The following is a 19,777-nucleotide window of genomic DNA, read 5'->3' on the forward strand; positions in this document are numbered from 1 at the left end:
ACACAGTGCGGGCTTCGGGCTATCTGTAATCTTGAATCAGTTCAAAAATGCAGGCTGATTCTTTTCATACTCGGTGATAGAGGCTTCGTGCTGCAGCGTCAGGCCGATGCTGTCTAACCCGTTGATCATGCAGTGACGGCGGAAGCTGTCAATTTCAAACGGGTAGCTTTTGCTGCCCGCCTGAACAACCTGATTTTCGAGATCGACGATAAAGTTAATGCCTTCCTGCCCGTCAACCAGCTTGAACAGCTCGTCCACTTCCTCGTCGCTCAGTTTCACCGGCAGCAGATGGTTGTTAAACGAGTTGCCATAGAAGATATCGGCGAAGCTTGGCGCGATGACGACTTTGAAGCCGTAATCGGTCAGCGCCCACGGCGCGTGCTCACGGGAAGAGCCGCAGCCGAAGTTTTCCCGTGCCAGCAGGATGCTCGCCCCTTTGTAAGGCGGCTTGTTCAGCACAAACTCAGGGTTAGGCTGTTGACCCGCATCGTCCAGAAAACGCCAGTCGTGGAACAGATGTTGGCCGAAACCGGTACGCGTCACCTTTTGCAGAAACTGCTTGGGAATGATGGCGTCGGTATCGACGTTAGCGGCATCCAGAGGAACCACCAGACCAGTGTGTTGAGTAAATTTAGCCATGTCGGTTTCTCTCTTAGTTCAACTCGCGGACGTCGGCAAAGCGACCCGTTACCGCTGCAGCCGCAGCCATTGCCGGGCTGACCAGATGGGTGCGGCCAGCGCGCCCCTGACGGCCTTCAAAGTTACGGTTGCTGGTTGATGCGCAACGCTCGCCGGGGTTCAGGCGGTCATTGTTCATCGCCAGACACATGGAACAGCCCGGTAAGCGCCACTCAAAGCCCGCTTCGATGAACACCTTATCCAGCCCTTCCAGCTCCGCCATGGTTTTTACCGGGCCGGAACCGGGTACGACGATAGCCTGAACGCCTGCGGCAACTTTGCGCCCTTTGGCGATTTCTGCTGCGGCGCGCAAATCTTCAATACGCGAGTTGGTGCAGGAGCCAATAAAGACTTTATCGATCTTCACGTCGGTCAGTTTAATACCGGGTTGCAGATCCATATACGCCAGTGCTTTGGCTGCAGAGGCGCGCTCTACCGGATCGCTGAAAGAGTCAGGGTTAGGGATTTCCTGATTAACGGCGATAACCTGACCAGGGTTGGTGCCCCAGGTGACTTGTGGCGCGATCTGAGCTGCGTCCAGCGTGACAACCGTATCGAACTGTGCGTCATCATCCGATTTCAGCGTGTTCCAGTACGCAACGGCGGCATCCCAGTTGGCGTCTTTCGGCGCAAACTGACGGCCTTTCAGGTAGTTGAAGGTCGTCTCGTCCGGCGCGACCAGCCCAGCTTTCGCGCCCATTTCAATCGCCATGTTGCACAGTGTCATACGGCCTTCCATGCTCAGCGCACGGATAGCTTTGCCGCAGAATTCAACGACATGACCCGTACCGCCTGCGCTACCGGTTTTACCGATGATCGCCAGCACGATGTCTTTTGCGGTGATGCCGTGTGGGGCATCACCGGTGACTTCAATCTTCATGGTTTTGGCGCGACCCTGCTTCAGGGTTTGCGTCGCCAGCACATGTTCCACTTCCGACGTACCAATACCGAAGGCCAGTGAACCAAATGCGCCGTGCGTTGCCGTGTGCGAGTCACCACAAACGATGGTCATGCCTGGCAGCGTCATTCCTTGCTCAGGCCCAATAACGTGAACGATACCCTGATACGGGTGGTTCAGGTCATACAGCTGAACGCCGAATTCCGCACAGTTTTTGATCAGCTCCTGCATCTGGATGCGGGCCATCTCGCCGCTGGCGTTGATGTCTTTGGTTTGCGTGGACACGTTGTGGTCCATGGTCGCGAAGGTTTTCCCCGGTTGACGAACCTTGCGGCCCATCGCGCGCAGGCCGTCGAAAGCCTGCGGGGAAGTTACTTCGTGTACCAGATGTCTGTCGATATACAGCAGCGGCGTTTCGTTTGGCGCTTCATGAACCACGTGCGCTTCAAACAACTTTTGATATAACGTCTTACCCATGGTTATGCCCCTTGCGCCACAAAACGCGCAATCACGTCGCCCATCTCATTAGTACCGATCGCGTTGCTGGTACTTGCCAGATCGGCGGTACGATAGCCTTCAGCCAGTGCGGTATTGACCGCTTTTTCGATCGCGTCTGCGGCATCATCCGCACCCAGGCTGTAGCGCAGCAGCAGCGACAGCGACAGAATCTGCGCAATCGGGTTAGCAATGTCTTTACCGGCGATATCCGGCGCGGAACCGCCAGCAGGCTCGTACAAACCGAAGCCTTGTTCATTCAGACTTGCGGAAGGCAGCATACCCATTGAACCGGTAATCATGGCGCACTCGTCGGACAGAATGTCTCCGAACAGGTTAGAACACAGCATCACGTCAAACTGAGACGGATCTTTGATTAACTGCATTGTCGCGTTATCGATATACAGATGGGACAGCTTCACATCTGGATAGGCTTTGGCAACTTCATTCACGATCTCGCGCCACAGAATAGAGCTTTGCAGCACGTTGGCTTTATCGATAGAGGTCACGATACCGCGACGTTTACGGGCGGATTCAAACGCGATATGCGCGATGCGCTCAATCTCGAAACGGTGATACACCTCGGTATCGAAAGCGCGTTCATACTGGCCGCTACCTTCACGTCCTTTTGGCTGACCGAAGTAGATGCCACCCGTCAGTTCGCGGACGCACAGAATATCAAAGCCTTTCGCGGCGATGTCGCTGCGCAGCGGACAAAATGCTTCCAGCCCCTGATACAGACGAGCAGGACGCAGGTTGCTGAACAGTTTGAAGTGTTTACGCAGAGGCAACAGTGCACCGCGCTCAGGTTGCTCTGCCGGTGGCAAATGTTCCCATTTCGGGCCGCCCACGGAGCCGAACAGAATCGCATCGGCCTGCTCACAGCCCGCGACGGTCGCTTGCGGCAGCGGCGTGCCCTGACGGTCAATAGCGATACCGCCAACGTCATATTCGCTGGTGGTAATGCGGATGCCAAAACGCTGGCGTACTGCATCCAGTACTTTGTGCGCCTGTGCCATTACTTCCGGGCCAATGCCGTCTCCGGGTAAAACGGCGATATGGTAGCTCTTTGTCATCACACTGTTTCCTGACTGTTTTGTTGTTTGCTATCGTTTTGTTGTTGGTTATTGTGCTGCTGCAGACGTTGAATTTCTTTTTCTACCTGCTGAGCACGCTTGATGTTGTTTAATACATTTACCATTGCCTGTGCGGAAGATTCAACGATATCCGTCGCCAGACCAACTCCGTGGAAACGGCGACCCTGATAATCCGCAACGATATCAACCTGACCCAGCGCATCACGACCCTGGCCTTTGGCGGTCAGTTGGTATTTAACCAGCGAAACCTGATAGCCCGTAATGCGGTTGATTGCTTGATAGACGGCATCTACCGGGCCATTCCCCGTTGCGGCTTCTGACTGGGTTTCTTCGCCGCAGATCAGTTTGACAGAAGCGGTTGCCATTACGCTGGAACCAGACTGGACGCTGAAATAATCCAGATGGTAGAACTCAGGCTCTTCCTGCTGACGATTGATAAAGGCCAGCGCCTCCAGATCGTAATCAAAGACCTGACCTTTCTTATCTGCCAGTTTCAGGAAGGCGGAGTACAGATCGTCCAGATTGTAATCGCTATCCTGATAGCCCATCTCTTCCATACGGTGTTTTACCGCGGCACGACCAGAACGGGAAGTCAGGTTCAACTGTACTTCTTTCAGGCCGATGGATTCCGGCGTCATGATTTCGTAGTTTTCACGGTTCTTCAGCACGCCATCCTGGTGAATACCGGAAGAGTGGGCGAAGGCATTGGCCCCCACAACCGCTTTGTTCGCAGGGATAGGCATATTACAAATTTGGCTGACCAACTGGCTGGTGCGATAGATTTCCTGATGATTGATATTGGTATGCACATTCAGGATGTTATGGCGGGTTTTGATCGCCATGATGACTTCTTCCAGTGAACAGTTACCAGCACGCTCGCCGATACCGTTCAATGTGCCTTCTACCTGACGAGCGCCTGCGTGCACTGCCGCCATGGCGTTGCCGACGGCCAAACCCAGATCGTCATGGGTGTGAACAGAAATAATGGCTTTATCGATATTAGGAACATGTTGGTACAAAGAGGAGATGATGTTGCCGAACTCATGCGGCATGGTGTAGCCGACGGTGTCCGGGATATTAATGGTACGAGCACCAGCGTTGATGGCGGCCTCAACCACGCGACACAGATCTGGGATTGGCGTACGACCCGCATCTTCACAGGAGAACTCGACATCGTCTGTGTAGTTACGCGCTCGCTTAATCATGTAGATAGCGCGTTCGATGACTTCGTCCAGCGTGCTGCGCAACTTAGTGGCGATGTGCATCGGTGAGGTTGCGATAAAAGTGTGAATACGGAAGGCTTCTGCGACACGCAGCGCTTCTGCGGCCACATCGATATCCTTTTCGACGCAGCGGGTCAGGCCACACACACGACTGTTTTTGATATTGCGGGCAATGGTCTGAACGGATTCAAAATCGCCGGGAGAGGACACAGGAAAGCCAACTTCCATGACATCAACGCCCATACGCTCCAGAGCGAAGGCAATTTGCAGTTTTTCTTTTACACTCAAACTCGCCTGTAAAGCCTGTTCACCATCGCGTAATGTGGTATCAAAAATAATGACTTGCTCGCTCATCGGTTTAGTTCCTTGTCGTGTCTACTTGTACTTGGCGCTCGGCGAGTAAAAAAAAACCCGCGCATTAGCGCGGGTTTTTTGTATCGTGTGGCGAGAAACTTAGTTCTGAACTCTGCCCACAAACCTACCGCGCAAGAAGGATGCGTTTAGTAGTAGGCCTAGTAGGACAGTAAAGTTGAACATGGTGTCTCGTCATCTAAAATTCAGTGTTGCTTTATTGGTACGCGATTATCAGGGATATGTCAACTTTTGATTGGTGTGATGTGCGTCAAGTAAACCAGTGATAGCCTGCGGCGAATGAACGAAAGATCGTTGCGGTTTTGAACAATGACGGTAGACTGCACGCCAAATAATGTACAGCTGTACGCTGAAACGCTGTCGACTTCACTTCCCTTATAAATTCTTTTACAGATGACTAATCATTTACAGCCATATCATGTGGTGCACCGGGTTCAAGATCGGATCAATCACTGCGCGGGTCGTATTGCGCTGCGCGAGTGGACGCCTGCGGGCGAACAACAGCTCACCTGGACACAGGCCGGACAGCGCATTCGGCGGATTGCCAGCGCGCTCCTGGCGCTGAGAGTCGACGTTCAGGAACGGGTAGCGATTTTCTCTCATAACTCGATGAATTGGTCGCTGGCCGATCTGGCGTTGCTGCACCTGCGTGCGATCAGTGTGCCAATCTATGCCACCAATACGGCGGCACAGGCGGCGTTCATCATCAATGATGCCGATATCCGTACGATATTTGTTGGTGGTCAGGATCAGTTGGATGCGTTGCTGTCGTTACGTGAGAGCTGCCCGCAACTGCGAAATATTATCGTGATGGATGAGGGCGTTAACCTACGCGGTAGCGACATCGTTCAGTCCTTACATGAGTTTGAAGCGCAGGCGGTAGACGAGTTCTGGCGTGATGAATGGCAAACGCGTATCGACAGCCGCGATCTCAACGATCTGTTTACGCTGATTTATACCTCTGGCACCACCGGCGAGCCGAAAGGTGTCATGCTGGATTATACCAACATGGCGATGCAGCTTAAGCTGCACGACGATCGTCTGGATATGTCAGAAAATGACGTATCGCTCTGTTTCTTACCGCTTTCACACGTATTTGAGCGCGCATGGAGCTTTGTCATTATGCATCGCGGCGCACAGAACGTGTACCTCCGTGATACGAATCTGGTACGTGCCGCGATGCAGGCGGTGAAGCCTACGGTGATGTGCGCGGTACCGCGTTTTTATGAGAAAGTGTATAGCGCAATCCATGAAAAAGTGGCGCAGGCACCGTGGTATCGCCAGCGGCTCTTCAACTGGGCTGTTACGCAGGGGCAATACGTTTTTCTGGCTAGCCAGACGGCGAAAAAAGCGGGACTCTTCCGCCGCATTATGCATCGCTATGCTGACCGTCTGGTGCTAGGGAAACTGCGCCAGCTTCTGGGAGGCGAGATTCGTTTTATGCCAGCCGCAGGCGCGCGACTGGATGACAATATCATTCTGTTTTTCAGCTCGATAGGGATTCGCATCATCTATGGTTACGGTATGACCGAAACCTGTGCGACGGTTTCCTGTTGGGAAGAAAATCGTTTCCGCTTAGGTTCTATTGGCACGCCGCTGCCGGGTATTGAAGTCCGTATTGGTGAGGAAAAAGAGATTCAGGTGCGTGGGGCGACCATCATGCGCGGCTATTTCCATCGCCCGCAGGAAACCGTAGAAGCCTTTACCGAAGACGGCTGGCTGAAAACTGGCGACGCAGGGGAACTGGATGCCAACGGTAACCTGTTTATTACCGAGCGCTTGAAAGATCTGATGAAAACCTCGGGGGGGAAATATATCGCCCCGCAGCATCTGGAAGGGACGCTGGGACAGGATCGCTTCATCGAGCAGGTTGCGATTATCGCAGACACGCGTAAGTACGTCTCTGCGCTGATTGTTCCCTGTTTCGAGGCGCTGGAGGAATACGCGCACTCTATCAATCTGAAATACCACGATCGTCTGGAGTTACTGCGCCACAGCCATATTATTGAGCTGTTCGAGCAGCGCCTGCGGGAGATGCAGAAGGAACTTTCCCGCGTTGAGCAGGTAAAGAAATTCACGCTGCTGCCTGTGCCGTTTTCGATGGCGGAAGGGGAGTTGACGCCAACGCTCAAGCTGCGCAGAAAGATCATCAACCAGCGTTACCAGTTGGAAATTGATGCGATGTATGCCGAATCCTGATGGTGTTGGAGGCCGAGACGCTCGTTTCCTGAAAAGAAATGTGGTTTTTCGGCCTCAAGATTTCACTCTGTAATTTATGGCCTTTATGGACGATCTCTCAGGTCTGAAGGTTCCCGGTTAGTATTTTATCTCAGTTCTTTTTTCCCTCACGTTCGATTCCCCCTCGTCCTGATTAAGGGCGGTGGTTTTTTGCCGTTTGTCTGCGTCATAATCTGGCGTTATGTTAATGGGCCGTCAGTAATCCCTATAATATTTCGTATTCTTGTACTAAAAATTAACAGTATTAACACTTAACCTTATTAACCCAAGGTGAGCGCGGGGATTTCCCCCGGTCAATACAGAAGCGGATTCCGCTTTCTGAACAAAAGAGGCAGACCCATGGAGATGTTGTCAGGCGCCGAAATGGTGGTCCGATCGTTGATCGATCAGGGCGTAAAACATGTGTTCGGTTATCCGGGCGGTGCGGTGTTGGATATTTACGACGCCCTGCATACGGTTGGCGGTATCGAGCATATTTTGGTGCGGCATGAGCAAGGTGCGGTACATATGGCTGATGGCTATGCACGTGCGACGGGTGAAGTCGGCGTCGTGCTGGTCACGTCGGGTCCCGGTGCGACCAACGCGATTACCGGTATCGCTACTGCATATATGGACTCCATTCCTATGGTGGTGTTGTCCGGTCAGGTTGCGACTTCGCTGATTGGCTATGACTCCTTTCAGGAATGCGACACGGTGGGTATTTCCCGCCCTATCGTGAAGCACAGTTTTCTGGTCAAAAAAGCTGAAGATGTCCCGACGATTCTGAAAAAAGCGTTTTATCTGGCATCGACCGGACGCCCAGGGCCGGTGGTGGTCGATCTGCCGAAAGACATCATGAATCCGGCGAATAAACTGCCGTACGTTTATCCTGAAAGCGTCAGCATGCGTTCCTATAATCCGACGGTTCAAGGTCACAAAGGTCAGATTCGTCGCGCGTTGCAAACCCTGCTGGCGGCAAAAAAACCGATTATCTACAGCGGCGGTGGCGTAATTAATGCGGAGTGTCACGAAGAGTTGCTGACGCTGGCGGAAAAACTGAACCTGCCAGTGACCACCTCTCTGATGGGACTGGGCGGTTTTCCCGGCACGCACCGCCAGTGCCTCGGTATGCTGGGGATGCACGGGACATATGAAGCCAATACGGCTATGCATAATGCCGATGTGATTTTCGCCGTAGGGGTACGTTTCGATGACCGTACAACGAACAATCTGGCAAAGTACTGTCCGAATGCGACGGTACTGCACATTGATGTCGATCCCGCGTCGATTTCCAAAACGGTAAACGCCGATATCCCTATCGTGGGCGATGCTAAACAGGTGTTAACCCTGATGCTGGAGTTGCTGGCACAGGATGGCGCACAGCAGCAGTTTGATGCGCTGCGCGACTGGTGGCAGGGTATCGAACAGTGGCGTGGGCGTCACTGTCTGAAATACAGCACCGAAGGCGATAAGATTAAACCGCAGGCGGTGATTGAAACGCTGCATCGGCTGACCGAAGGCAAAGCCTATGTGGCATCAGACGTCGGTCAGCACCAGATGTTTGCCGCGCTGTATTATCCTTTCGATTTACCGCGTCGCTGGGTGAACTCCGGTGGGCTGGGTACGATGGGCTTTGGCCTGCCTGCTGCGTTGGGTATCAAGCTCGCGCTGCCGGAAGAAACCGTAATCTGCGTAACGGGCGACGGCAGTATTCAGATGAATATTCAGGAGCTTTCTACGGCGCTGCAATATGACTTGCCCGTTGTGGTGATTAACCTGAACAACCGTTTCCTCGGTATGGTTAAGCAGTGGCAGGACATGATCTACTCTGGCCGTCATTCCAGTTCTTACATGGAATCGCTACCGGATTTCGTCAAGCTGGCTGAAGCGTACGGTCACATCGGGATTTCTATCGATACGCCGGACGAACTGGAAAGTAAGCTGTCGCAAGCGCTGGCGCAGAAAGATCGTCTGGTGTTTGTTGATATCAACATCGACAGCAGCGAGCATGTTTACCCCATGCAGATTCGTGGCGGGGCGATGGATGAAATGTGGCTGAGCAAAACGGAGAGGACCTGATCATGCGGCGGATTTTATCAGTATTACTTGAGAATGAATCGGGCGCTTTGTCACGTGTCGTCGGCCTGTTTTCACAGCGCGGCTACAACATTGAAAGCCTGACGGTAGCCCCAACCGAAGATCCTACGCTGTCTCGTATGACTATCCAGACGGTAGGCGATGAGAAAGTGCTGGAGCAAATCGAAAAGCAACTGCACAAGCTGGTGGATGTCCTGCGCGTCAGTGAACTGGGGCAGGGCGCGCACGTTGAGCGTGAGATCATGCTGGTGAAGCTGCAAGCCACAGGATATGGTCGCGAAGAGGTGAAACGCTGCGCCGATATTTTCCGCGGCCAGATTGTGGATGTTACCGCTTCGCTTTACACCGTACAGCTTGCTGGCACGAGCGATAAACTGGACGCCTTCCTCAGCGCTGTGCGTGAAGTTGCAGAAATTGTTGAAGTGGCACGCTCCGGGATCGTCGGCGTATCACGCGGCGATAAAATCATGCGTTAATCGACTTTTCGCTGCTTTTTCCTTTAAGAGGCCCGATAATAGTATCGGGCCTTTTTATTTCCCTTATCTTATATATACCCGTCATACTTCAAGTTGCATGTGCGTTGGCTGCTTTCACTCACCCGAATCACTTACCTGAGTAAGCTCATCGGGATTCCTTCTCTTGCCGCCTTCCTGAAACTCGAATTATTTAGGGTATAGGCGCAATATATTTCAGGTTAAAAGACGTCCATTATTGATATGACAGCTTGAAATATGCGGGTAACGTGATAAAAGCAGTTGCCGTACAAAAGCTTCTGCTGTTAGATCTACGCCATATCCATGATGATTTTATGGTCATCGCACTATTTATTATTTATCCGGCCTATTTATTTTCCGGCCTACTAAGGGGTTACCGTGAAACTGGATGAAATCGCGCGTCTTGCGGGTGTTTCACGCACGACAGCCAGCTATGTTATTAACGGGAAAGCAAAACAATATCGCGTGAGCGATAAGACCGTTGAGAAAGTCATGGCTGTCGTCAGGGAGCACAATTATCATCCCAACGCCGTCGCGGCTGGATTACGTGCTGGACGCACACGTTCAATTGGTTTGGTTATTCCCGATTTGGAAAATACCAGCTATACACGCATCGCCAATTATCTGGAGCGTCAGGCCAGACAGCGCGGATATCAGTTATTAATTGCGTGTTCAGAAGATCAACCGGACAATGAGATGCGCTGTATTGAGCATCTGTTACAGCGCCAGGTTGACGCTATTATCGTTTCTACTGCATTACCTCCCGAGCACCCATTTTATCAGCGCTGGATAAACGGCAACCTGCCGATTATTGCGTTGGATAGGGCGTTGGATCGTGAGCACTTTACCAGCGTGGTCGGTGCCGATCTTGAAGATGCTGAAATGCTAGCGCAGGAATTACGCAAAGTGCCTGCGACGTCGGTACTGTATCTTGGCGCCTTGCCTGAGCTTTCCGTCAGTTTCCTGCGTGAACAAGGGTTTCGTCAGGCGTGGGCGGGCGATCCGCGTGAGGTGAATTATCTCTATTCCAATAGCTATGAACGTGTAGCCGCCGCCGCCGCATTTATGGATTATTTGAAAAATAATCCTATGCCTGAAGCGCTGTTCACGACCTCATTCCCGCTCTTGCAAGGGGTGATGGATGTTAATCTGAAGATTAACGGGCGTTTGCCGAATAATCTGGCTATCGCGACCTTTGGGGATAATGAATTGTTGGATTATCTGGAATGCCCGGTATTGTCTGTCGCTCAGCGCCATCGTGAAGTGGCGGAACGCGTACTGGAACTGGTGTTGGCCAGTCTGGATGAGCCGAAAAGGCCGAAGCCTGGTTTGAATCGTATTCGACGGAATCTGTACCGTCGTGGCTCACTGAGCCGCGTGTAATCCCTTGCCTTTCTGCGCCATAGATGACTATGGCGCTTCTCTTTTTTTGCTCAACGTCGATTCACTACCGACTCTCAATTTACGTTTATGGCAATGCCACGCGGAATAACCGACGGCAATATTCCAGGAAATAACCGTATATCACACCTGTCACCATCGATATCACCAGATTACTGGTAACGGCAGTCAGGATTTGTGCGGGATTTGCCCCGATAACCCAGAGAATGATGGCGTAAACCGGGGATTGGAAACTGACATAAGCAAAGAGATCGGCAAGGCTGCGCACCAGAAAATGCTCACCACCGTGACGTTTGGCGATATTCAACACGCGATCGCGATAAAGCCCGTACGGCCAGGCAATGGCGATATTCACGGGGATAGACAGTAAACGCGAAGACAGCGATTGCTCGAAACTCATCCCGGAAAGCATGATTTCTATCGCCATGCCAGTGATGAAACAATAGACAACGAGCGCAAAGGTATCTGCGGTGGCACTTCGCAATCGTGACGTCGGGGAAAACATACCGGGCTGCTCCATTCTTAGGGCGGATAAACTGGTGTAATGATATTTTGTGGTTTTTTGTCATGCTTTATTTTGTTTGTGTAGTTTACATCACTGAATGATTAGCTTTGTACTAGGTAAAAATATTTATTTTTGAGCATTTTTTATACTTTCTCGCTACTTTATATCTAGCCGGTAAGTTTCCCGTTTTTTTATCGTGACAAGGGATTTAAAGTTATTTAAAAACAATTTGTTATGGTTTTTCAGGCCGAGGCGTTTCTGTGAGGCTTTAATGACATTAAAGCAAGTGAGTAAATGACCGATAAAAAGAGGCTGCTTGTAGTGTTCCTTTTCATGCTTTTCTGGATGTATGGATTGCACACGTTATTCGATCCGTTTTCTGGGCCTGCGTTTCTTTTTCAGGAAATCGCCTCCCTTGGTGAGGAGAATATTGAGCAGGGTAAATCGGCTGATGAATAAAGAATCGATGATGTTGATGTTAAAAATGTGACATTGAGCAAGTGTTAGCTATCACGGTATGATCTTGTGGGTTCGCACAAGCCTTGGTATTCAAGGTGTTTGGGGTAATAAGACTATTCTGAAAACAGCGGTCTTTGGTATCAGCTTGTGACAATAAAAATAATCGAGATACCGGAGTCGATAGCAATATGTTTGCAGTGTTCCCATTCTGTTATGAATTTTTCTTACATTATCATGACGTTAATCTTCGTTAATTTTCACTCCTTATTCCTTTTACCTCTATGCCGGCCCCAATTCATTCAGGAATAATCCCAAAGCGCGCCAGCTCTGGCTTGACAAGGTTTTCATACCCTCCGTACACTCTTAAAGGTGGGATTTTGTGGGGTAAAGTGGTGAAAAAGGTTATGAAGGGGTAACTCAGGTATGTTTCGTGGGGCTACGCTGGTTAACCTCGACAGTAAAGGGCGCCTTGCTGTGCCTACCCGATACCGGGAAATGCTGAACGGGGAATCGCAAGGTCAAATGGTTTGCACCATTGACCTGCATCAGCCATGCCTGCTGCTTTATCCCTTACCTGAATGGGAAATTATTGAACAAAAGCTGTCTCGCTTATCGAGCATGAATCCAGCTGAACGCCGCGTTCAGCGGTTGTTATTGGGGCATGCCAGCGAGTGTCAAATGGATAGTGCAGGGCGTTTGTTGATTGCGAATACGTTAAGGCAGCATGCGGACCTTAAAAAAGAAGTGATGCTAGTCGGGCAGTTCAACAAGTTTGAACTGTGGGATGAACAGACTTGGTATCAACAGGTCAGGGATGATATTGACGCTGAACAATCGACTCAGGAACCTTTGTCTGACCGGTTGCAGGACCTATCGCTATAGTCATGCTGGAAAATTATAAACATACCACCGTCCTGTTGGATGAGGCAGTAAATGGCCTGAACATTCGCAGCGGCGGCATATACATCGACGGCACATTTGGCCGTGGTGGTCACTCTCGTCTGATTCTTTCCCAACTGGGGCCGGAAGGGCGTCTGTTAGCTATCGATCGCGATCCTCAGGCCATTGAAGCGGCCAAGGCGATCGACGATCCTCGTTTCTCTATTATTCACGGGCCGTTTTCCGCCATGGCGGAGTATGTGGCTGAACTCGGACTGACCGGGCAGATCGACGGTGTTCTGCTCGATCTTGGTGTTTCTTCCCCACAGCTTGATGACCCTGAACGTGGGTTTTCATTTATGCGCGACGGTCCGCTGGATATGCGCATGGATCCGACGCGCGGCTTATCCGCTGCCGAATGGCTGATGAAAGCGGAAGCGGACGACATTGTCTGGGTGTTGAAAACGTTCGGCGAAGAGCGTTTTGCCAAGCGTATTGCTCGCGCCATTGTAGAACGCAATCGCACTGAGCCGATGACGCGGACAAAGGAGCTGGCGGAATTGATCGCGGCTGCCAGCCCGGTGAGAGAAAAACATAAGCACCCGGCAACGCGCAGTTTTCAGGCGATCCGCATTTACATCAACAGCGAGCTGGAAGAGATCGAGCGTGCGCTAGAAGGCGCGTTAAGCGTACTGGCTCCGCAGGGACGTTTGTCAGTCATCAGCTTCCACTCGTTAGAAGATCGTATCGTAAAACGGTTTATTCGCCATCAGAGCCGTGGGCCACAGGTGCCTGCTGGCCTGCCGTTAACGGAAGAGCAGTTGCGTAGTCAGGGCGGCCAGACGTTAAAAGCCGTCGGAAAGAAACTGATGCCTTCGGAAGCAGAAGTTGCGGAAAACCCACGCGCGCGCAGTTCTGTTCTGCGCTTCGCTGAGAGACTGCCAGCGTGATCGGTAACGAACGGCATACTCTGGTCGGCGTCATCGGTGAGGATTTGCTGCGTAATGCAAAGCTCCCCATGTTGCTGATGATTGCCGTACTGGTTTCTGCCGTTTTTGTGGTGACAACGGCGCACAAGACGCGCTTGCTGACAGCGGAACGCGAGCAGCTTCTGCTGGAGCGTGATGCGTTGGATATCGAATGGCGAAATCTGATCCTGGAGGAGAACTCTCTCGGGGATCATAGCCGCGTTGAGCGGATCGCGACGGAAAAGCTGCAAATGGGGCATGTCGATCCGTCACAGGAAAATATTGTGGTTAAGCAATGAATTAAATAGGCAACTAGTCAAGCATGAAAGCAGCCCGTACAGGAAAGTTAAAGCGCCAGGAAGATCAAGCCAGCTTTGTTAGCTGGCGTTTTGCGTTGCTTTGCGGCTGTATCCTGCTTGCGATGTTTGGCTTGATGGCGCGTGCGGCTTACCTTCAGGTGATCAATCCAGACAAACTGGTGCGCGAAGGCGATATGCGTTCCCTGCGTGTACAGGAAGTGCCGACGGCACGCGGTATGATCAGCGATCGCGCTGGCCGTCCTTTGGCCGTCAGTGTACCGGTGAATGCCGTTTGGGCGGATCCGAAAGAAGTGAACGATCGTGGCGGTATTACGCTGGATACGCGCTGGAAAGCACTGTCTGACGCGCTCGATATCCCATTGGATCAATTGGCCACGAAGATCAACGCTAACCCGAAAGGGCGCTTCGTGTACCTCGCTCGTCAGGTAAATCCAGCCATTGGCGAATACGTCCACAAACTGAAGCTGCCGGGCATTAATCTGCGGCAGGAATCTCGCCGGTATTACCCTTCCGGACAAGTGACCTCTCACCTCATCGGCTTCACCAATATCGATGGTCAGGGTATTGAAGGGGTCGAGAAAAGCTTTGATCGCTGGCTGACAGGGCAACCCGGTGAACGTACCGTGCGTAAAGACCGCTTTGGCCGCGTGATTGAAGATATCTCTTCTGTTGATAGCCAGGCTGCACATAATCTGGCGCTGAGCATTGATGAACGTCTGCAGGCGCTGGTTTACCGCGAACTCAACAACGCGGTTGCCTTTAACAAAGCTGAGTCAGGAACGGCCGTGCTGGTTGATGTGAATACCGGTGAAGTGCTGGCGATGGCGAATAGCCCGTCTTATAACCCGAACAATCTGGCGGATACGCCGAAAGAGATTATGCGTAACCGCGCCATCACCGATATCTTCGAACCGGGTTCTACGGTGAAACCGATGGTGGTGATGACGGCGTTGCAGCGCGGCGTCATCAAAGAAAATAGCGTGCTCAACACGCTGCCTTACTACGTCAACGGTCATGAAATCAAAGACGTGGCGCGCTACAGCGAATTGACGCTGACGGGCGTGCTACAGAAATCGAGTAACGTCGGTGTTTCCAGACTGGCGTTAGCGATGCCTTCCTCTGCGCTGGTAGATACTTACTCGCGCTTTGGATTAGGAAAAGCGACCAATTTGGGGTTGGTCGGAGAAAGCAGTGGCTTATACCCTCAAAAACAACGGTGGTCTGACATAGAGAGGGCCACCTTTTCTTTCGGCTACGGGCTGATGGTAACACCGTTACAGTTAGCGCGAGTCTACGCCACGATCGGCAGTTTCGGCATTTATCGTCCGCTGTCGATTACTAAAGTTGATCCACCGGTTCCTGGCGAACGCGTCTTCCCTGAAGCGCTGGTGCGTTCCGTGGTGCACATGATGGAAAGCGTTGCGCTGCCCGGCGGCGGCGGTACCAAAGCGGCCATCAAAGGCTACCGTATCGCGATTAAAACCGGTACGGCTAAAAAAGTCGGCCCGGATGGCAAGTACATCAATAAATATATTGCCTATACAGCGGGCGTGGCGCCAGCCAGTAACCCACGTTTTGCTCTGGTTGTCGTGATCAACGATCCGCAGGCAGGGAAGTACTACGGCGGTGCAGTTTCTGCGCCAATCTTTGGCGCCATCATGGGTGGCGTTCTGCGTACGATGAATATCGAACCGGATGCGTTGCCGTCAGGCGACAAAAACGAGTTTGTAATTAATAGAGAAGAGGGATCAGGTGGCAGATCGTAATTTGCGCGATTTACTTGCGCCGTGGGTGCAAGACACCCCGGCGCGCGCGCTGCGGGAAATGACATTAGACAGCCGCGTAGCGGCTGCCGGGGATCTGTTTGTCGCGATTGTCGGGCACAAAACAGATGGACGGCGCTATATTCCGCAGGCAATTGCGCAAGGCGTAGCAGCGATCGTTGCTGAAGCTGAAGGTGAAGCTGCCGATGGCACCGTTCGCGAAATGCACGGCGTGCCAGTGGTCTATCTCAGTAATCTGAACCAGCGGCTTTCCGCGCTGGCAGGCCGTTTTTATCAGCAACCTGCGGAAAAGTTACAGCTGATTGGTGTAACAGGAACCAACGGAAAAACGACGACGACTCAGCTTCTGGCGCAGTGGAGCCAGGCGCTGGGCGAAACGAGCGCAGTGATGGGCACCGTAGGCAATGGCTTATTGGGCCGTGCGATTCCGGCAGAGAACACGACGGGTTCTGCTGTTGATGTTCAGCAGGTGCTGAGCCAGTTAGTCGATCAAGGTGCCACATTCGCTGCAATGGAAGTCTCTTCCCACGGGCTGGTGCAGCATCGCGTGGCGGCGTTGCCATTCGCGGCGGCGGTGTTCACTAACCTGAGCCGCGATCATCTTGATTACCACGGCGATATGGAAAGCTATGAAGCGGCCAAATGGGCGCTGTTCGCCGATCATCTCGTAGGGCAGATGATTATCAATGCCGATGATGAAGTTGGGCTGCGCTGGTTGGCAAAGTTGCCGGATGCGGTTGCTGTCACGATGGAGAACAATCTGGTCCCCGGCTGCCGTGGGCGCTGGCTGAAAGCGACACAGATTGATTACCACGACAACGGTGCCACGATTGCGTTTGATTCAAGCTGGGGACACGGCGAAATCGAAAGTCGCCTGATGGGCGCGTTTAACGTCAGCAATATGCTGCTGGCGCTGGCAGCGCTGCTGTCTCTCGGCTATCCACTCGACAAGCTGGTCATTGCTGGGTCGCAGTTGCAACCCGTATGTGGCCGCATGGAAGTTTTCCATGCTGAAGGTAAACCAACGGTCGTTGTTGATTATGCCCACACGCCGGACGCGCTGGAAAAAGCGTTGGAAGCGGCGCGTTTGCACTGCCAGGGGAAACTTTGGTGCGTGTTTGGCTGCGGCGGCGATCGTGATAAAGGTAAGCGCCCACTTATGGGCGGCATCGCAGAACAGCTGGCCGATCGCGTTGTAGTGACTGATGATAACCCGCGCAGTGAAGAACCTCAGGCGATCGTCGCCGATATTCTCTCCGGGCTGCTGGATGCCGGGCGGGTTCAGGTGATTCACGGGCGTGCTGAAGCGGTCACCAGTGCGATCATGCAGGCGCAGGAAAATGACGTCGTGCTGGTTGCGGGTAAAGGGCACGAAGATTACCAACTGGTCGGCAATCAGCGTCTTGATTATTCCGATCGTATCACCGTTGCTCGTTTGCTGGGGGTGATTGCATGATTCGCGTCTCCCTGCAGCAGCTTGCCACAGTGCTGAATGCGCAGCTGATTGGTGAAAGCATTGATATTGAAGATGTTTCAACCGATACGCGTAAGCTGACGTCCGGCTGCCTTTTTGTTGCGCTGAAAGGCGAGAAATTCGACGCGCATGATTACGCTGCGGATGCGGTAAAAGGCGGTGCGGCGGCTCTGTTAGTCAGTAAGCACTTACCTATTGATATACCGCAATTGCTGGTGAGCGATACGCGTCTGGCGTTGGGGCAATTGGGTGCCTGGGTTCGCCAGCAGTCAACGGCGCGCATAGTCGCACTGACCGGTTCTTCCGGCAAAACCTCGGTTAAAGAGATGACGGCGGCGATTCTGCGCCAGTGTGGTTCCGTGCTTTATACCGCTGGTAACTTCAATAACGACATCGGTGTGCCGCTCACGCTGTTGCGTCTGACAGCGGAACATCAGTTTGCGGTGATTGAACTGGGGGCAAATCACATTGGTGAGATTGCTTACACCACCGATCTGGTGCGGCCTGAAAGCGCGCTGGTTAATAATCTGGCCGCTGCACATCTGGAAGGTTTTGGTTCACTGGCTGGTGTGGCGCAGGCGAAAGGTGAGATTTTTGCCGGTTTGCCAGCAGACGGCGTGGCGATTGTGAACGCAGACAGCAATGATTTCCCGCACTGGCAGGTCACGCTGAATCATAAAACCGTCTGGCGTTTCTCGCCGCAGGCCGCTTGTGATATCGATTTTTTTGCCAGTGACATAGACGTTTTGGCGCAGGGTACACGTTTTACTCTGCACACGCCATTTGGTGATACGCAGGTTCTGCTGCCTTTACCGGGTAAACACAATATCTCGAACGCACTGGCGGCGGCTTCGCTGGCGATGTCTGTCGGGGCGACGCTGGAAGCGGTCAAAGCCGGATTATCTCAACTGCAGGCGGTGCCGGGGCGACTGTTCCCGATTACCTTGTCTGAAGGCAAGCTGCTGCTGGATGACAGCTATAACGCCAATGTGGGTTCCATGACGGCGGCGGCGCAGGTACTGGCGGAGATGCCGGGCTACCGCGTGATGGTCGTTGGTGATATGGGCGAACTGGGAGATGACGCTCCAGAATGCCATCGCCAAGTGGGCGAGGCGGCACGGGTTGCGGGCATCGATCGCGTATTAAGTGTGGGAACGTTAAGTGAATTGATCGGCACTGCCAGCGGCAATGGTGAGCATTTCCAGAATAAAGCCGCGCTGGTTTCACGTTTGAAGGTGCTGATGTCAGAACATAACGTCATCAGCGTATTGGTCAAAGGCTCACGCAGTGCTGCGATGGAGCAGGTTGTACATGCATTACAGGAGAATGCGCAATGTTAGTATGGCTGGCCGAACATTTGGCCAAACTTTATACCGGCTTTAACGTCTTTTCTTATTTGACGTTCCGCGCCATTGTCAGCCTGCTGACCGCATTGGTTATTTCCCTGTGGATGGGGCCACACATGATCGCCTGGCTGCAACGTTTGCAGATTGGGCAGGTGGTGCGTAACGAAGGGCCTGAGTCACATTTCAGTAAGCGCGGAACCCCGACGATGGGGGGCGTGATGATCCTGGTGGCGATTATCGTTTCCGTTTTGATGTGGGCAAATCTGTCTAACCCGTATGTCTGGTGCGTACTGCTTGTGTTAGCAGGCTACGGCGCGGTCGGTTTTGTTGATGACTATCGCAAAGTCGTCCGTAAGGATACCAAGGGGCTGATTGCCCGCTGGAAATATTTCTGGCAATCCGTGATTGCGCTCGTGGTGGCGTTCTCCATGTATGCCATTGGCAAAGATACGCCGGCTACGCAGCTTGTTGTGCCGTTCTTCAAAGATGTGATGCCGCAGTTGGGTCTGCTCTATGTTGCGTTGGCCTACTTTGTGATTGTAGGCACCAGCAACGCGGTAAACCTGACTGATGGTCTGGATGGATTGGCAATCATGCCGACCGTGTTTGTGGCCGCTGGCTTCGCGCTGGTTGCATGGGCAACAGGGAATATGAATTTTGCTGGTTACCTGCACATTCCGTATATCCGTCATGCCAGTGAACTGGTGATTGTCTGTACCGCGATTGTTGGCGCAGGGCTTGGATTCCTGTGGTTTAACACCTATCCGGCTCAGGTCTTCATGGGGGACGTCGGGTCGCTGGCATTGGGCGGTGCGTTGGGCACTATCGCGGTTCTTCTGCGTCAGGAGTTTTTGTTGGTGATTATGGGCGGTGTCTTCGTGGTCGAAACACTGTCGGTGATTCTGCAAGTCGGGTCCTTTAAGTTACGCGGGCAGCGGATTTTCCGCATGGCGCCGATTCATCATCATTATGAACTTAAGGGCTGGCCGGAACCGCGTGTGATTGTGCGTTTCTGGATTATTTCGTTGATGCTGGTGCTGATTGGCCTGGCAACGCTGAAGGTACGATAA

17 protein-coding genes are annotated in these 19,777 nt (G+C 52.6%); 12 read left to right on the forward strand and 5 right to left on the reverse strand.

From position 1 onward, the window contains the following. Positions 1-36: 36 nt before the first annotated feature. The 4 genes from leuD to leuA are packed head-to-tail and all read right to left on the reverse strand — an operon-like array spanning position 37 to position 4,745. Entirely contained in the window at positions 37-639 is a 603-nt protein-coding gene (gene leuD / locus I2D83_RS03755) for a 3-isopropylmalate dehydratase small subunit (RefSeq protein WP_205947563.1), read from the reverse strand. 13 nt (positions 640-652) lie between these two features. After that, complete coding sequence (gene leuC / locus I2D83_RS03760; RefSeq protein WP_015841740.1) at positions 653-2,053, reverse strand: 3-isopropylmalate dehydratase large subunit; 1,401 nt, start codon at positions 2,051-2,053, stop codon at positions 653-655. Between the two features lie 2 nt (positions 2,054-2,055). Then, positions 2,056-3,147 carry a 3-isopropylmalate dehydrogenase gene (leuB, locus tag I2D83_RS03765; RefSeq protein ID WP_180776786.1) on the reverse strand — a complete coding sequence of 364 codons (1,092 nt, stop codon included), beginning with the start codon at positions 3,145-3,147 and terminating at the stop codon, positions 2,056-2,058. Next, complete coding sequence (gene leuA / locus I2D83_RS03770) at positions 3,147-4,745, reverse strand: 2-isopropylmalate synthase (RefSeq protein ID WP_015841738.1); 1,599 nt, start codon at positions 4,743-4,745, stop codon at positions 3,147-3,149. The genes leuB and leuA overlap by 1 nt, the downstream gene beginning before the upstream one ends. 411 nt (positions 4,746-5,156) lie before the next feature. On the opposite strand from leuA, the gene I2D83_RS03775 reads away from it, so the two are divergent. The 4 genes from I2D83_RS03775 (at position 5,157) to cra (ending at position 10,954) form a co-directional block, all read left to right on the forward strand. Then, positions 5,157-6,962 carry an AMP-dependent synthetase/ligase gene (locus I2D83_RS03775; RefSeq protein WP_205947564.1) on the forward strand — a complete coding sequence of 602 codons (1,806 nt, stop codon included), beginning with the start codon at positions 5,157-5,159 and terminating at the stop codon, positions 6,960-6,962. Positions 6,963-7,340: 378 nt separating this feature from the next. Then, positions 7,341-9,059, forward strand: a complete 1,719-nt coding sequence (gene ilvI / locus I2D83_RS03780; protein WP_015841736.1) for an acetolactate synthase 3 large subunit — start codon at positions 7,341-7,343, stop codon at positions 9,057-9,059. Between the two features lie 2 nt (positions 9,060-9,061). After that, a complete protein-coding gene (gene ilvN, locus I2D83_RS03785; RefSeq protein WP_005975253.1) occupies positions 9,062-9,553 on the forward strand; it encodes an acetolactate synthase small subunit in 492 nt (163 codons plus the stop codon). 396 nt (positions 9,554-9,949) lie between these two features. After that, complete coding sequence (cra, locus tag I2D83_RS03790; RefSeq protein ID WP_205947565.1) at positions 9,950-10,954, forward strand: catabolite repressor/activator; 1,005 nt, start codon at positions 9,950-9,952, stop codon at positions 10,952-10,954. A gap of 85 nt (positions 10,955-11,039) precedes the next feature. On the opposite strand, the gene I2D83_RS03795 is transcribed toward cra, so the two are convergent. Continuing rightward, positions 11,040-11,477: an L-alanine exporter AlaE gene (locus tag I2D83_RS03795; RefSeq protein ID WP_015841734.1), complete on the reverse strand. Its 438-nt coding sequence runs from the start codon at positions 11,475-11,477 to the stop codon at positions 11,040-11,042. Positions 11,478-11,771: 294 nt separating this feature from the next. On the opposite strand from I2D83_RS03795, the gene I2D83_RS03800 reads away from it, so the two are divergent. The 8 genes from I2D83_RS03800 (at position 11,772) to mraY (ending at position 19,777) form a co-directional block, all read left to right on the forward strand. Further along, positions 11,772-11,936: a hypothetical protein gene (locus I2D83_RS03800; protein WP_205947566.1), complete on the forward strand. Its 165-nt coding sequence runs from the start codon at positions 11,772-11,774 to the stop codon at positions 11,934-11,936. 423 nt (positions 11,937-12,359) lie between these two features. Continuing rightward, positions 12,360-12,818: a division/cell wall cluster transcriptional repressor MraZ gene (gene mraZ / locus I2D83_RS03805; RefSeq protein ID WP_015841733.1), complete on the forward strand. Its 459-nt coding sequence runs from the start codon at positions 12,360-12,362 to the stop codon at positions 12,816-12,818. 2 nt (positions 12,819-12,820) lie between these two features. After that, entirely contained in the window at positions 12,821-13,765 is a 945-nt protein-coding gene (gene rsmH, locus I2D83_RS03810; RefSeq protein ID WP_015841732.1) for a 16S rRNA (cytosine(1402)-N(4))-methyltransferase RsmH, read from the forward strand. Then, a complete protein-coding gene (gene ftsL, locus I2D83_RS03815) occupies positions 13,762-14,082 on the forward strand; it encodes a cell division protein FtsL (RefSeq protein ID WP_180741529.1) in 321 nt (106 codons plus the stop codon). Before rsmH ends, ftsL begins: the two co-directional genes overlap by 4 nt. 23 nt (positions 14,083-14,105) lie before the next feature. Continuing rightward, positions 14,106-15,869 carry a peptidoglycan glycosyltransferase FtsI gene (locus I2D83_RS03820; protein WP_180778509.1) on the forward strand — a complete coding sequence of 588 codons (1,764 nt, stop codon included), beginning with the start codon at positions 14,106-14,108 and terminating at the stop codon, positions 15,867-15,869. Then, positions 15,856-17,343, forward strand: coding sequence for a UDP-N-acetylmuramoyl-L-alanyl-D-glutamate--2,6-diaminopimelate ligase (gene murE, locus I2D83_RS03825; RefSeq protein WP_205947567.1), 1,488 nt, complete (start codon positions 15,856-15,858; stop codon positions 17,341-17,343). Before I2D83_RS03820 ends, murE begins: the two co-directional genes overlap by 14 nt. Next, entirely contained in the window at positions 17,340-18,701 is a 1,362-nt protein-coding gene (gene murF, locus I2D83_RS03830) for a UDP-N-acetylmuramoyl-tripeptide--D-alanyl-D-alanine ligase (RefSeq protein WP_205947568.1), read from the forward strand. Before murE ends, murF begins: the two co-directional genes overlap by 4 nt. Further along, entirely contained in the window at positions 18,695-19,777 is a 1,083-nt protein-coding gene (mraY, locus tag I2D83_RS03835) for a phospho-N-acetylmuramoyl-pentapeptide-transferase (protein WP_015841728.1), read from the forward strand. The genes murF and mraY overlap by 7 nt, the downstream gene beginning before the upstream one ends.

Origin of the sequence: Pectobacterium aroidearum (genome assembly GCF_015689195.1) — a bacterium.
GTDB lineage: Bacteria > Pseudomonadota > Gammaproteobacteria > Enterobacterales > Enterobacteriaceae > Pectobacterium > Pectobacterium aroidearum.

Bases quoted from the DNA above. Each gene is read 5' to 3' on its own strand.
- leuD (WP_205947563.1), bottom strand. From the start codon at position 639: ATGGCTAAATTTACTCAACACACTGGTCTGGTGGTTCCTCTGGATGCC.
- leuC (WP_015841740.1), bottom strand. From the start codon at position 2,053: ATGGGTAAGACGTTATATCAAAAGTTGTTTGAAGCGCACGTGGTTCAT.
- leuB (WP_180776786.1), bottom strand. From the start codon at position 3,147: ATGACAAAGAGCTACCATATCGCCGTTTTACCCGGAGACGGCATTGGC.
- leuA (WP_015841738.1), bottom strand. From the start codon at position 4,745: ATGAGCGAGCAAGTCATTATTTTTGATACCACATTACGCGATGGTGAA.
- I2D83_RS03775 (WP_205947564.1), top strand. From the start codon at position 5,157: ATGACTAATCATTTACAGCCATATCATGTGGTGCACCGGGTTCAAGAT.
- ilvI (WP_015841736.1), top strand. From the start codon at position 7,341: ATGGAGATGTTGTCAGGCGCCGAAATGGTGGTCCGATCGTTGATCGAT.
- ilvN (WP_005975253.1), top strand. From the start codon at position 9,062: ATGCGGCGGATTTTATCAGTATTACTTGAGAATGAATCGGGCGCTTTG.
- I2D83_RS03795 (WP_015841734.1), bottom strand. From the start codon at position 11,477: ATGTTTTCCCCGACGTCACGATTGCGAAGTGCCACCGCAGATACCTTT.
- I2D83_RS03800 (WP_205947566.1), top strand. From the start codon at position 11,772: ATGACCGATAAAAAGAGGCTGCTTGTAGTGTTCCTTTTCATGCTTTTC.
- mraZ (WP_015841733.1), top strand. From the start codon at position 12,360: ATGTTTCGTGGGGCTACGCTGGTTAACCTCGACAGTAAAGGGCGCCTT.
- rsmH (WP_015841732.1), top strand. From the start codon at position 12,821: ATGCTGGAAAATTATAAACATACCACCGTCCTGTTGGATGAGGCAGTA.
- I2D83_RS03820 (WP_180778509.1), top strand. From the start codon at position 14,106: ATGAAAGCAGCCCGTACAGGAAAGTTAAAGCGCCAGGAAGATCAAGCC.
- murF (WP_205947568.1), top strand. From the start codon at position 17,340: ATGATTCGCGTCTCCCTGCAGCAGCTTGCCACAGTGCTGAATGCGCAG.
- mraY (WP_015841728.1), top strand. From the start codon at position 18,695: ATGTTAGTATGGCTGGCCGAACATTTGGCCAAACTTTATACCGGCTTT.